The organism is Maridesulfovibrio sp. FT414, assembly GCF_050916235.1.
Lineage (GTDB): Bacteria > Desulfobacterota > Desulfovibrionia > Desulfovibrionales > Desulfovibrionaceae > Maridesulfovibrio.
The window spans coordinates 382401-395663 of record NZ_CP104854.1 but is presented as its reverse complement, the minus strand read 5'-3'; the positions used below and the strand labels follow the sequence as shown (position 1 = coordinate 395663).

Below are 13263 nucleotides of genomic sequence, written 5' to 3'. Positions count from 1 at the left end.
CCCCTCACTTTTTTATTTACAATTGTATGTGGCTGTTACTCGGTTACAGGTTCAAGGGCTGCAACCCGCCAAGTTTTTCCGATTCTTTCGTTCCGAGATACTTCAGAGTCGCATAGATCGCGCCTAGGATTGCTATCGCGATTGCCATGTAGAACGGGTTCCTGCCTTCGGCGATCTGGTAGAACAGGGTTGCTACGGACCAGCCAAGAGCTGTGCAGTACATGGCCATGACTGCGGAGTAGAATCCGCCCATTTCCTGTCGGGTTGCGCCGATTACTGCAAGGCAGGGGAAGTACATGAGCACGAAGAGCAGGTAGGCGAAGGCCGAGAACACGGTGAAGTTGGCGGCAAGGTGTTTGTACACGGATGTGTCAGCACCGATTTCTTCGGATATGGTGGCGCTGTCCTCTCCAATCAGGCCGATGCCGAGCAGATCGAAGGAACTGACTACTCCGACAAGACCTTCGCCGATGGTGCCGAATGCTTCGGTGATGGTTCCGCCAATGTCGAGGGCAGATTCTTCGGATGTCGGATCTTCAGCGTTTACTGCTTCCGTTACGGGGGTGTCAGTGGAGGGATCTTCCTGCTGATCCAAGGATGCGTAGAGAGAGTTAACGGTTCCTACAATGGCTTCCTTGGCGAAAAGACCGGTAAACAGGGCTACGGATGCAGGCCAGTTTTCTTCCTTGATGCCCATGGGCTTGAATACCGGGGAGATGGATTTGCCCGCAATGGCAAGAACAGAGTTCTGGGAGTCTTCATTGCCGAAGCTTACCCTGCCGTTGTCTATGCCGACTGAGTTGAGCATGGAGAGTACGAATACTGCGGTTACAACGATTGTTCCTGCGCGTTTTATGAATCCGTTAAGACGCAGCCATGCGCTTTTAAATACTGCACTGATTCTGGGTACATGATAAAGGGGCAAGTCCATGACAAAGTGTGAAGGTGTCCCTTTGAACAGAGTGTTTTTGAGCAGAAAGCCGGTGAAAACAGCCATGGCAAGACCGGAAAGGTAGATAAGGAATACTGCAAGGCCGGAATATGCACCGAACAGGGCTACACAGAAAAGTGCGTAAACAGGAAGCCTTGCCCCGCAGGACATGAACGGTGCCATGAAGATGGTCATGAAGCGGTCCCGTTTGGTTGTCAGGGTACGGGCGGCCATTACTGCAGGCACAGTGCAGCCGAAGCCCACAACCATGGGAATGAATGCGGAGCCGGGCAGGCCTATCTTGCGCATGAAACGGTCGGCGACGACACCAACTCGGGCCATGTAGCCGAAGTCTTCAAGTATGGCCAGGGCCAGGAACATAAAGAATACTACCGGGATGAAGGTGGCTACTGTCTGAACCCCTGCCCCGATGCCGCCCACAGTTACGGAAATCCAGTCCGGGGCATTTATTTTTGCGAGCAGCTCAGCAGGGATGTCGATAAAGAACAGTCCGGCCATGATGTCGAAGAAGTCAATGAAAACCGACCCGAGGCCGATGGCAAACCAGAAGGTAAGGAACATCGATACGAGGAAGATGGGGATAGCAGCGAATTTGTTCATGACAATGCTATCCACACGGTTGGTGAAGTTCTGGCTGCGGTCCTTGCGTTCCTTGAGAACGCTGTAAAGGATGTTGTCGATGAAAGAGTACTTCTGAACTGTATCCATCACTTCCTGACGGGTAGGATGGCTTTCATGCGGCGGCATATTCTGAGCCTGTTTCGAAATGGCCTCTACAGCTTTGCTCACTGAATGTTTGTCAACAGCAATGACCGGAATTACCGGAAGACCCAGCTCTGCACTGAGCTTGTCCGCATTGATGTCGAGTCCTTCCTTTTCAGCAACATCAAGCATGTTGAGCAGGACAACAATCTGATTGGTGCGCTCCTTGAGGTCCATGGTCAGGAACAGGTTGCGAGAAAGGTTGGTGGCGTCAACTACGTTTATTATCATGTCGTATTCGCCCTGGCGAATTACATGCTCAGCAACCTTCTGGTCCTCGGTGTCTGGACTCAGGTTGTAGGTGCCAGGCAGATCCACCAGTTCGACTGTGCTCCCGCCAAGTGAAAATTTACCTTCAATCTTTTCGACAGTTACACCGGGCCAGTTGCCCACTTTCTGCCGTGCACCAGTCAGGGCATTGAAAAGGGTGGTCTTGCCGCAGTTGGGAATACCGGCAATCGCAATTTTCTCTACTTTATGCATCTTAGAACTCCTTAACCTTGATCTGCATGGCTTCAGTCTTTCTTAGTGCAACCCTGCTTCCACGAATCTGGAAGATCATGGGGTCGGAAATTTTAACCGGGGCAAGTTTCACCGGTGTTCCTTCTACAAAACCCATTTTGTGAAGTTTTCTGGCATATTCGGATGATTCGAGTTCAAATCCGAGTACACAATAATCATGTCCTTCACGAATTTCAGAAAGATTGATGTTGGTAGTCATTTTCATCTCCGTTGCGCTTAAATAGCAGAGTTGGCAGTTTAATTGAGCAATTCTGTTAATATAAATTTGTACACAGCCTCTGAGCAATTTCAGATTTTGTGTAAGGGTTACTATGGGTGCATGAATGTAAGCCATGCGTCGTTTCTGATTGATTTCCTTTTGCGTCTTTCTTGGGAAATTGAAAATCAGAATCAAGTGTGCTTCTAGCTGAGCTTCTTTCGAGAGTCAATAGAAATGTTGAAAATTATTTTCAACTTCAATTTAGGGCACGTCCTATCGGTTCCCGGATCAAATGACACCAAAAATACAACTGCTATTCGAGACAAGACTCAGCAAAAAATGCTAATGAATAATTGCGGTTTTACACTACCATAGGGGGAGATTATGGCTGCTGATGAGCCCGGTCAGGGTGTTGCGAGATCTGTTCAGGATTATATAGACGAGACTCCGTTCTGGGCTGACGGAACCAATGTTCCATTCTGCCCTATGACTTCCATGCAGTGGAGGATATGGTTACTTGCTTCTGCTGGAAAGTTTTTTGAAGGTATGGTCGTTTTTATGACCGGTGTAGCCCTGCCGTTGATAGTCCGTGAATTCGGGCTGGGGGCGATGGAGAAGGGAACCATAAGTGCCGCAACTCTTTTTGGAATACTAATCGGCGCTACAGCGTTGGGGGGCCTTGCAGACCATTATGGCAGAAAGAAAATGTTCATAGTGGAAATGGTGCTGTTTGTGGCCTGCCTCGTATCTCTTGTTTTCAGCCCGAACTATATAATGCTGGTCACTTTTCTATTCGGCATGGGGCTGGCACTCGGCTGTGATTATCCTACAGCACACATGGTGATTTCGGAATCTATTCCCAGCACCGACCGGGGCAAGCTGGTTCTGAGCGCCTTCGCTTTTCAGGCGCTCGGCGCGCTTGTGGGAACGGCCATAGGCTATATAATCCTTTACAAGGCTCCTGACCTCAAGGCCTGGCGCTACATGTACGGAGCCGCAATCATTCCGGCAATTCTGGTGGTGCTCGGCCGTTTCTATATTCCGGACAGCAGCCACTGGCTGGCTTCAAAAGGCAGGATAAGGGAAGCGGAGGAGGCCCTTTTCAGGCTTCTGCACCGGGAGCCTCATTATCCGAAGGTTATAAGGATTGCTCCACCTGTTTCAGTCTCCTCAGACGGGGCTGATGGAAATGGCAAAGGGACCTATATGGACCTGTTCCGGGGGCGTAATATCCGTGCGACAATTCTTGCTTCGGTTCCGTGGTTTCTACAGGACCTTGGAACATACGGAATAGGGATTTTCACGCCTACCATTCTGGGGACCGTGATCGGCGCTGAGGCAATTCATCCGCGCAATGTTGCGGACCTTATCCACAACGACATGCTGGCTGCCAAGGGTGCGGCGTTCATCGATGTTCTGCTCTTCGTGGGGATTGTCGCGGCTGTACTGCTTGCCGACAAGGTAGGACGTATCAAGCTTCAGGTTGTCGGCTTCATCGGTTGCGCGGTAGGGCTTTTTCTGGCTTCCATGTCCATGAATGCGGATGCTTCATCGCAGATGTCCCTGACCCTGCTTTTCAGCGGATTCATGATCTTCAGTTTTATGACCAACATGGGGCCCAATGCCATCTCATATCTGCTTGCAGGGGAGGTCTTTCCAACTCATATTCGCGGCAAGGGAGCGGGCTTCGCAGCTTCATTTGCCAAGATCGGCGCGGTTGCCACTGCATTCTTTTTTCCTGTGCTGCTGAAGGATTTCGGCACGGGCGTCATTCTGACATTTCTTGTGGGATGCTCCCTGTTGGGGGCGGTTGTCACCTGGGTTTTCAGGATTGAAACCAGCGGGGTTAATCTGGAGGAACTGTAACCTTCTGCGGAAGGATATTCTTTCCATTTCTGATGACCATGATCCTTTTCCGGTTTCCGCCCTTGCACAATGGCCTGACATGTCTATATATTTAATTGAAATAATCATTAAATAAATGACGGTCCCTTTTAGTCGGTCTGGATTGATCGCGGAGGACAGTCGGAGGCATAAAAATGCATGAAGTAAGTCTTGGTGGAACTTTGCGGGATTACCTGAGCGGCGAAGTGATAGACGAGACCACTTACGAAGAGTTTCGGCAGGCCCTTGCAAAGCTCCTTGTGGAAGAGCTGGGGTATCCTCGTGAATCTCTCAAGGCCAAGGTTGATCTCTGTTTTGAAATCGAAGGCGAGGAAATGTGCCGCACAATCGACCTGGTTGTGTATGACAAGGATTCCATGCCCATAATGATGGTCATGTTCTGTGCCGGGGATGTAGGCAGCTACGAGCGGGAGGCCGTATGTGCCGGTAAGCTCTTTCAGGGCGGTCCGGTTCCCTATGTTGTCATATCCGATTCCATTGATGCTTTCCTGCTGGATGCCATTTCCGGCGAAACCCTTGCCCACGGCATGCGGGCGATTCCAAGCCATGAAGATCTGCTCAGGATGACTTCAGATTATGTTCGTACCCCACTGCCCGCTGAAAAAAGGGCCAAGATAGAGCGGATTTTCTATACCTATACGGGATTTCTTCAGGGCACATGTTGCAGCGAATCCTGTTCGCTGCCGCCGAAGAAGTAGTTACATTTTGCAGAATGAGAAAGGGCTGGGTCGGTTGTTAGATCCAGCCCTTTTTATTTTATGTAGATTTGCGTTGCCAAAATTTTTCACCAGAAATTGTCATTGGAACTGTGTTTGCTTAATGACAATTTCTGGTGACGTGAAGAAACATTAATAAATGGTTTTGGGATTTTTAAACACTTTTGCAAAAGGGTTTAAGTCCCCTGCTGTAAGGTCAGAGGTGCCGCCTAAGGCCAGCAACTCGGTCTAAATATTAGCCCAGCAAAGCTTCAAATGTTCCTTGTCCAGCTTGGGAGTGATGAGCGCCACCCCGATAGCCAGAGCCAGGGAGATGGGCAGGGCGACCACGTTGGGGTCAACCCACTGCAGCAGCCAGACCCATGATCCTTTGGCGGCGGTGGAGACAAGGGTGTCCTGTCCGGTGAGCATTTTGCAGAGCCCGATGGCTGCGGCTTCTTTTTCATGCACGAAGAGCAGCCAGAACATGGATGCGCTGAATCCGCCGATCATGGATACTTTTGCTGCCTTTTTGGTCATTCCTTTCCAGTACAGGCCCAGCAGGTAGATGGGCAGGAAGGACGCAGCGCAAAGCCCGAAGAAGAATGCGGTTGCGCGGGCAATGATGGAGGGCGGGAGCACCCAGGCCCAGATAATGGCGGCGACCAGGGTTATGGATATGCCGATCTTGGTTATTTTAACTGACTTCTCGCTGGATACGTTGACAAAACGTTCGAAGAAATCGCGTCCGAGAGCTGTTCCGCCTACATGATACTGGGAGGACAGGGTGGACATACCGGCAGCAAGCATGGCCAGCAGGAACAGGGAAGAGAACCACGAAGGCATCATCTGTTCTATGTACATGGGAATAATCTTGTCCATGTTTCCACCGGCAACTGCAATGGAGATCTTCCCGACAGCCTTGTAGAAGACTGCGTTGGAGAGCGCACCGGTAATGAAGGCTACGCCGGTCATCAGCGGGATGAAGATACCGCCGTAGAGCACGGCGCGGTTGAGTTCACGGTCGGAAGGTACGGTCATGAAGCGTACTGCCAGCTGGGGCTGGGCCAGAACTCCGATACCTACGCCGTAGACTATGGTGGTATAAATTACCAGCCAGAGCGGTGTTCCGAATCTGGTGCCTTGTGTCCAGCCTATTATGCCGCCCTTCTGGAGCTTTTCGGGCATGAGGGTGACCATGTCGGTAAGAGCCTGATGCGCTTCGGTCACGCCGCCGAGCATGGCGTAGGTGGAGACAATGAGGATGAGCATCATAACCGCCATGATGAGTCCCTGGAAGGCGTCGGTGTACATTACGGCCTTCATACCGCCGGTGACAACGTACATGGCAAGGATAACGCTGATTACAATCAGAGCGGTTGCGTAGGGAATCCCGAAGGAAATTTCCATCATGCGGGAAATCCCGATGAGAACAGCCGCAGCATATACGGGAATGAACAGGAAGATTACTCCGCCAGCAAAGCCCTGAATGAAACGGGAGTTATAGCGACGTCCGAGAAGTTCGGGGAAGGTATGGCTTCCAAGGGCAAGACCCATGCGGCGGGTGCGTTTACCGAAAAAGACCATTGCGATGAATATGCCGACCACAATTGTGGCAAGGGTGAGCCAGAGCAGGGGAAAGCCGAAGAGTCCGGCTGCACCGCCGAAGCCGATGATGGCGGAAGTGGAGACAAATGTCGCTCCGTAGGACATGGCCATGATAAATGGGTTCATCTGACGTCCGGCAAGCATGTAGTCGGTGGATTGCTTGGTGGATTTCCAGCCTTTGAAGCCGAGATAGAATATTACTGCAAGGTAGATAGATGTTATGATAATCTTGGTGACCATTATTTTTCACCTTTGCCCTTGATCTCTATATTCAAAGCCGTAGCATCCGGTTTGCCCTTGTTGTTCCAGTTCAGGATGCCATAAGCCACACAGCCGAGTGATGCGAGGATGCACAGCCAGTACACTGCGGCAATTTCCACGCTCCCGAGTCCTAACATCATTTGAAGCCTCCAGTTTGTTAAAATTGTAAAAAAAGTCTTACAAAGAATAAATGAAGGAGAATTCTCAGTTGGCAGGCGCTGTTGGAAAGTCCGGGCAATAAAAAAGGCCGCGGGCTTTGGTGCCTGCGGCCTGGGGTAAACTCTTTCAAGCTTCGCTTACGCGAGTGAACACCTCCAGACCACAGGGCTGGTAAAGCTAAAAAAGTTAAAAAAGAAAAAGTAAGCTGTTAGCGTGTTCATGAACAATCTTCTAAAGGAGTATTTACTTACTGTCAACTTTTTCGTGATCCCAGAATGGGCCAAAATGTGAACTAACACAGGGCTTATGCGGAGCGAGTTAAAATGAAGTAAAATCGGTATAATCGGTAGTTATGGTCTATGCGAAATGTTGAAATGGCCGTTTTTTGGAACGAAATTTCATTATTTCTGAATTTTAGGAAATTGTTTTCGGAAACAATTCTTACATATTTGATAAAATATTTTTCTAAATGTGTGCGCTCGCAAAAAATTAAAAAGATGTGTGGACTTAGTCTGTTGGAGGTGGAATAAAGAAATAAAAATTTATGGCTGGATGATAAATCCTTTTTCAACTGCTTAAGGCCGATCAGGAGGCTGTGGATGGATATTTTGGAACTGGTCAAAAACAGGGACCCGAATGAGCGTGAATTTCATCAGGCTGTGAGCGAGGTCGTTGAATCGATCAAGCCGGTGCTTGACCGCAACCCTGAATACCGCAGTGCTGGTATCATGGAGCGCATTGTCGAGCCGGAAAGAGTGATCATGTTTCGTGTTCCATGGGCTGACGATGACGGGGATGTTCACGTCAACCGCGGATTCCGTGTGGAAATGAACAGTGCCATCGGTCCTTATAAGGGGGGACTGCGTTTCCACCCATCAGTGAACCTTGGTATTCTGAAGTTTCTGGCTTTTGAGCAGGTTTTTAAGAACTCCCTGACCTCCCTGCCCATGGGTGGCGGCAAGGGCGGGTCAGACTTTGACCCCAAGGGCAAGTCCGACATGGAAGTTATGCGCTTCTGCCAGAGCTTCATGCTTGAACTGTCCCGGCATATCGGCCCGGATACCGATGTTCCCGCCGGGGATATCGGCGTCGGAGCCCGTGAGATCGGCTACCTGTTCGGCATGTACAAGAAAATCCGCAATGAATTTACCGGAGTCCTGACTGGAAAGGGACTTAACTGGGGAGGAAGCCTTATCCGCCCTGAAGCAACCGGTTACGGTTCCGTTTATTTTGCTGCTGAGATGCTTAACGCCAGAGGCAAGACCCTTGTGGGTACCACTGCCCTTGTTTCCGGTTCAGGTAATGTGGCCCAGTATACCATGGAGAAACTGATTGAACTCGGCTCAACCCCGCTGACTTTCTCCGATTCATCAGGATACATCTTCGATGAAAAGGGTATTGACCGCGAGAAGCTGAATTTCCTCATGCAGCTCAAGAACGTGCGTCGCGGCAGGGTCAAGGAGTATGCCGACAAGTTTTCCGAGGCCGTATACACCCCTGTGGACCCGGATGCCGATCACAATCCGCTCTGGAACCATAAGGCTGATTGCGCATTCCCCTCCGCGACCCAGAACGAGATCAACGGCAAGGATGCCTCCAACCTTGTTGCGAATGGCGTCAAGGTTGTTTCCGAGGGCGCGAATATGCCGACCATGCCTGAAGGCATAGACATATTCCTCGACAGCGGACTCCTTTACGGTCCCGGCAAGGCTGCCAACGCAGGCGGAGTATCCGTTTCCGGCTTGGAAATGAGTCAGAACAGCATGCGCCTTAACTGGTCCCGCGAGGAGGTCGACAACAGGCTGAAGGTCATCATGCACAACATCCATAAGGCCTGCCGTGAAACAGCGGAAAATTATGGAACGCCCTTTAACTATGTCAACGGTGCCAACATCGCCGGTTTTGTTAAGGTTGCGCAGGCAATGATTGATCAGGGTATTGTATAAAGCCGTATAATTTTATACTTTAGCCTTAAACAGATACTGACCAAAGGGCGGACTGCGATGATTTCGCTGTCCGCCTTTTTTATAATTATTGTGAGCATGCAGGTGGGTAATGGAAGATAAAATGACATTTCTTGGCGGGGAGAGCAGTCGGTTCAACCTCTACCATGACCTGATGCAGATCAAGGTCCGGGATATTCTTTTGATTTCCAGTCCCTATGATGCCTGGGTTATGGAGGAGGACAGCCGGATTTCGGAACGTATAGTCAGTGAATACCGCGGATTGAACCTGAGCCGTCCTCCCAGATTGACCTGGGTGTCCGACATTGAGGAGGCCCTTGCGCTGCTGGATATCCGTTTTTTCGATATGGTCATTATCATGCCGCACCTTACGAATATGAATTGCTGCTCCATGGGGCGGCGGATAAAGGATAAGATCCCCGGTATTCCGGTCGCCATGCTGGCCCACAAGCAGTTGGCCGTATCCGATGAAGAGCTCTGCGAGGGCACTGACCGTCAGTTTGTCTGGTCCGGGGATGCCGAGTTGCTTGTGGCCATGGTCAAGAATCTGGAGGACCTGCTCAACGTCGAGCACGATACCCGGGAGGTCGGAATCCGGGTTATCATTGTTGTTGAGGATTCGCCGCGTTATCTGGCCTCGCTGCTGCCGATCCTTTACAAGGAACTGGTAAGGCAGACTCAGGCTCTTATTGAGGAGGGACTCAATTCCGAACACCGGCTGCTGACCATGAGGGCCAGGCCCAAGATTCTCACTGCACGCACCTATGAGGAAGCGTTGGGACTGTTTCGGAAATACGAGCCTTATATTCTGGGGGTTTTGTCCGATGTACGCTTTCCGCGAATGGGCAGACTTGACGGTGATGCCGGTATTGATCTCCTGAAGGAGATCAAGTCACTCCGTGAAGATATTCCGCTGCTGCTGGGAAGCAATGAACCTGAGAACAGGGAACGGGCAGCTACTATCCCGGCAGATTTCGTGGACAAGAATTCCCCTGAGCTGATGAGCACGGTACGCAGATTCGTGGTTGATCATCTGGGTTTCGGTGATTTTGTGGTCCGGGACCTTGAAGATAACGAAATTGCCCGGGCAGGCAGCCTGTATGCGCTTGAGCGGATTCTGTGCAATATTCCGGAGGAGCTATTCATCCGACATTGTCGGAGGAATGATTTTTCGCGCTGGTTCTATGCCCGTACCGAGATTTCCCTTGCCAACAAGATCAGGCCGCTGAAGGAAACTGATTTTCCGGATTGGGAGACCCACCGCCGCCATCTTATCGGCCTGATCAGGGAACGGCGGATGCAGAGACAGCAGGGAGTCATCGTATCCTTCAACCCGAAGGACTTTGACCCGGATACCGACTTTCTTAAGATCGGGTCAGGATCACTGGGAGGCAAGGCCAGGGGAATCGCCTTTATCTGTTCCATGCTTACCAGAAATAAATGGCTGCACGAAAAATATCCGGAGATGATTATTTCTGCCCCCAGAACCCTGACCATCGGTACATCCGGTTTCGATGATTTCATGGAGATGAATGATCTTTCCTATCTGGCAACAGCAGATGTGGAGGACGCGAAAGTTGCTGAAATTTTCAAGGAAGCCTATTTCCCGGGATGGATCGAGGCCCAGCTCTGGGCCTATCTTCAGGAAGTGAGGTATCCGCTTTCAGTCCGTTCTTCCAGCCTGCTGGAGGATGCCCAGTATCAGGCCTATGCCGGACTTTATTCAACATACATGATCTCCAATGACCACCCGGATATCGAGCAGCGGCTGCAGCAGCTTGTCTCAGCCATCAAGCTTGTCTGGGCATCCACTTATTACAAGGCTCCGAAATCCTTTTCCCAGAGGGTAAACCAGCGGACAGATGAGGAAAAGATGGGGGTCATCATTCAGGAGATGGTCGGACAGCGTTACGGTGAACACTTTTTCCCTGCCATTTCCGGGGTTGGCCAGTCATACAACTATTACCCGTTCGGCAAGATGAAGCCCGAGCACGGGGTTGCCACCATCGCCATGGGTATAGGCAAGTCGGTTGTGGACGGTGAGCAGTGCATACGTTTTTCGCCGCGTTACCCGAAGATTCTGCCCCAGTGCCCGACACTTGCCGATTCGTTGAAAAATGCGCAGACATCATTTTACGCGCTCAAGATGCACAACGGAGACATCCGTGACATTCGCGGCAATGCCAATCTTGAAAAGTTGAATATTGCTGATTTCGAAGATTCCGGTCCCGTGCGGATGCTTGCCTCAACCTACCTGCCTGACGAGGGGAGGATCAGGGATACAGCACATGCAGCAGGGCCAAAAGTAATTCTTTTCGCTCCAGTGCTGAAGCACAAAATCATTCCGCTGGCCCCTATGCTGGGTGATGTGTTGCGTCTTGCCGAGAAAGGCATGGGCGGACCGGTAGAAATGGAATTTGCGGTCAATCTGTATGAAGACGGTCGCATGCCCGAATTCAATCTGCTTCAGCTCAGGCCCATGAGTGCCAGGGCGGATTTGAATCAGGTTTCCATCAGCACCGAAGAGGTGGATAAGGCGGTATGCGTATCTACCCATGCGCTGGGTAACGCAGAAAAGACCGGCATAGAAGATATTCTTTTTGTCCGGCCTGACAGTTTTGATGTTGCAAAAACACGCAACATTGCAAGGGAGATTGCCTCACTGAACGGGGCATTGGTCAAGCAGGGGCGGAAATACCTGCTTGCAGGGCCGGGGCGGTGGGGATCAGCCGACCACTGGCTTGGAATTCCTGTGGAATGGCCTGATATTTCCGGGGTGTCGGTTATTGTTGAGACTTCAACTGAAAGCCTGAAGGTGGAACCGTCGCAGGGTTCACATTTCTTTCATAACATAACAACACTTGGTATTAACTATCTGATGGTTCTCGATAAGCCCGGCAATGTTATGGATTGGGACTGGTTCACTTCCCAGCCTGCGGCAGAGGCTGGAGAGTTCGTAAGCCACGTTAGGCTGCCAGCGCCTATTACTGTAAAGGTTGATGGGCGCAGTTCTCAGGGGGTGGTTCTTCCGGCAAAAGGAAGCAACGATTACTGCCTGTTACATGAATGTGTTGTATAATACATATGGTGATGCTATATTTTAATTTTAATTATATCTGCTTGTTCTGGTTGCCACTGAGTCAGTTGTTTGAGACTTTTGCCATGCATTTTTAGTCCGGCTGCTGACGGGGTATAGTCATTTTGTTGAGGGAGTTTTTTTAGTGATTGATTTTAAGGGAAAAAATAGCTCTGCGGCTGATAGAGCGTCAGGAATTGACTCGGTTCAATTTGATTTTGTTGAGCAGGATAGAGACGGTTTTGTTGTCTTATGCCCGAAAGGGGGGCTTTGTAACGCTACTGCCAGATATTTTAAGAATCGCCTGTATGACCTCAGCTGCGAAGAAGGATGCAAAATTGTGATGTCGCTCAAGGACGTTGATTTTATAGACAGCGTCGGACTTGGGACCATGATTGCCGCTCATAAGAACTGCGATCATTACGGGGGCATGATTGTATATTGCTCAATGAATCCCATGATTTTTAAAAATATGCAGATGTTGAACATGGACAAATTTTTACAGATAGCTCCGGACATTGAAAGCGCAGAGAAACTGCTTGAGTGGTAAGCTGTTGAGCGCCTTCGGGTATGTGTTTTGGTAAGAAGATGGTAGTCCTGCCAGGGTGAACTGTTGGCATAGGCAATGCACCATAAGCCCCATGACTAGCATAGCGGAAAGAGAAAATACTGTTCGTTTAGGGGTGAACGCACGGAATTTGTTGATAAATTCAAACGTTCAAAAAAATGACGATGTCAATGATGTCGACTTTGCAGTTAATTATGTTGTTGAAGCTCCATTTGATTTAATTGAGCGAAAGAAGGGGGGATTTCATATTTTCGCTCCCAAGGGCAGGCTTAACAACGCAACCCTCAGGCATTACAAGGACAGGTTGTATGACGCTGTTTCTGAATACGGCTGCAAGATCATCTTTAACCTGAAGTTTGTGGAGTCCATAGACAGTGTGGGCCTGGGTGTCCTCATCAATGCGCATAAAAAGGCAAACGAGCGCGGCGGAATGGTTGTCTTCACGAATATGAACGACAGGATTATCAAGACCATGAAGATGCTTTATATGGACCGCTTTTTAAAGATAGTACCAGAAATGAAGGATGCTGTAGTACTGATGGACTGGTAGTCCTCATAAATTGTACAAGAATAACGCCCCCGGCAGGTTCCG

General features: G+C 50.1%; 10 protein-coding genes. 6 read left to right on the top strand and 4 right to left on the bottom strand.

Annotated features, from left to right (window positions below):
- Nucleotides 1-43: 43 nt before the first annotated feature.
- Entirely contained in the window at nucleotides 44-2197 is a 2154-nt protein-coding gene (gene feoB / locus N7E73_RS01755; RefSeq protein WP_432737090.1) for a ferrous iron transport protein B, read from the bottom strand.
- A 1-nt stretch (nucleotide 2198) separates the two neighbouring features.
- The gene (locus tag N7E73_RS01750) at nucleotides 2199-2435 is read right to left on the bottom strand and encodes a FeoA family protein (RefSeq protein WP_432737088.1); all 237 of its coding nucleotides are present in this window, start codon (nucleotides 2433-2435) and stop codon (nucleotides 2199-2201) included.
- 384 nt (nucleotides 2436-2819) lie between these two features.
- On the opposite strand from N7E73_RS01750, the gene N7E73_RS01745 reads away from it, so the two are divergent.
- Complete coding sequence (locus N7E73_RS01745) at nucleotides 2820-4301, top strand: MFS transporter (protein ID WP_432737086.1); 1482 nt, start codon at nucleotides 2820-2822, stop codon at nucleotides 4299-4301.
- A 173-nt stretch (nucleotides 4302-4474) separates the two neighbouring features.
- Entirely contained in the window at nucleotides 4475-5038 is a 564-nt protein-coding gene (locus N7E73_RS01740; RefSeq protein WP_432737084.1) for a type I restriction enzyme HsdR N-terminal domain-containing protein, read from the top strand.
- A gap of 246 nt (nucleotides 5039-5284) precedes the next feature.
- Here the strand turns inward: N7E73_RS01740 and N7E73_RS01735 are convergent, their stop codons facing one another.
- Both N7E73_RS01735 and N7E73_RS01730 read right to left on the bottom strand, forming a co-directional pair.
- Nucleotides 5285-6883, bottom strand: a complete 1599-nt coding sequence (locus tag N7E73_RS01735) for a sodium:solute symporter family protein (RefSeq protein WP_432737082.1) — start codon at nucleotides 6881-6883, stop codon at nucleotides 5285-5287.
- On the bottom strand, nucleotides 6883-7044 hold the full coding sequence (locus N7E73_RS01730) for a symporter small accessory protein (RefSeq protein ID WP_432737080.1): 162 nt from the start codon (nucleotides 7042-7044) through the stop codon (nucleotides 6883-6885). Before N7E73_RS01730 ends, N7E73_RS01735 begins: the two co-directional genes overlap by 1 nt.
- A 618-nt stretch (nucleotides 7045-7662) precedes the next feature.
- On the opposite strand from N7E73_RS01730, the gene gdhA reads away from it, so the two are divergent.
- From gdhA to N7E73_RS01710, 4 genes are all read left to right on the top strand, one after another.
- On the top strand, nucleotides 7663-9009 hold the full coding sequence (gdhA, locus tag N7E73_RS01725; protein WP_432737079.1) for an NADP-specific glutamate dehydrogenase: 1347 nt from the start codon (nucleotides 7663-7665) through the stop codon (nucleotides 9007-9009).
- A 109-nt stretch (nucleotides 9010-9118) separates the two neighbouring features.
- The gene (locus N7E73_RS01720; RefSeq protein WP_432737077.1) at nucleotides 9119-12106 is read left to right on the top strand and encodes a PEP/pyruvate-binding domain-containing protein; all 2988 of its coding nucleotides are present in this window, start codon (nucleotides 9119-9121) and stop codon (nucleotides 12104-12106) included.
- Between the two features lie 142 nt (nucleotides 12107-12248).
- Nucleotides 12249-12653 carry an STAS domain-containing protein gene (locus tag N7E73_RS01715; RefSeq protein ID WP_432737075.1) on the top strand — a complete coding sequence of 135 codons (405 nt, stop codon included), beginning with the start codon at nucleotides 12249-12251 and terminating at the stop codon, nucleotides 12651-12653.
- Between the two features lie 91 nt (nucleotides 12654-12744).
- A complete protein-coding gene (locus N7E73_RS01710) occupies nucleotides 12745-13221 on the top strand; it encodes an STAS domain-containing protein (RefSeq protein ID WP_432737073.1) in 477 nt (158 codons plus the stop codon).
- Nucleotides 13222-13263 lie beyond the last annotated feature (42 nt).

Coding starts and splice junctions, on each gene's coding strand:
- N7E73_RS01720 (WP_432737077.1), top strand. CDS start 9,119: ATGGAAGATAAAATGACATTTCTTGGCGGGGAGAGCAGTCGGTTCAAC.
- N7E73_RS01730 (WP_432737080.1), bottom strand. CDS start 7,044: ATGATGTTAGGACTCGGGAGCGTGGAAATTGCCGCAGTGTACTGGCTG.
- feoB (WP_432737090.1), bottom strand. CDS start 2,197: ATGCATAAAGTAGAGAAAATTGCGATTGCCGGTATTCCCAACTGCGGC.
- gdhA (WP_432737079.1), top strand. CDS start 7,663: ATGGATATTTTGGAACTGGTCAAAAACAGGGACCCGAATGAGCGTGAA.
- N7E73_RS01745 (WP_432737086.1), top strand. CDS start 2,820: ATGGCTGCTGATGAGCCCGGTCAGGGTGTTGCGAGATCTGTTCAGGAT.
- N7E73_RS01710 (WP_432737073.1), top strand. CDS start 12,745: ATGACTAGCATAGCGGAAAGAGAAAATACTGTTCGTTTAGGGGTGAAC.
- N7E73_RS01735 (WP_432737082.1), bottom strand. CDS start 6,883: ATGGTCACCAAGATTATCATAACATCTATCTACCTTGCAGTAATATTC.
- N7E73_RS01750 (WP_432737088.1), bottom strand. CDS start 2,435: ATGACTACCAACATCAATCTTTCTGAAATTCGTGAAGGACATGATTAT.
- N7E73_RS01740 (WP_432737084.1), top strand. CDS start 4,475: ATGCATGAAGTAAGTCTTGGTGGAACTTTGCGGGATTACCTGAGCGGC.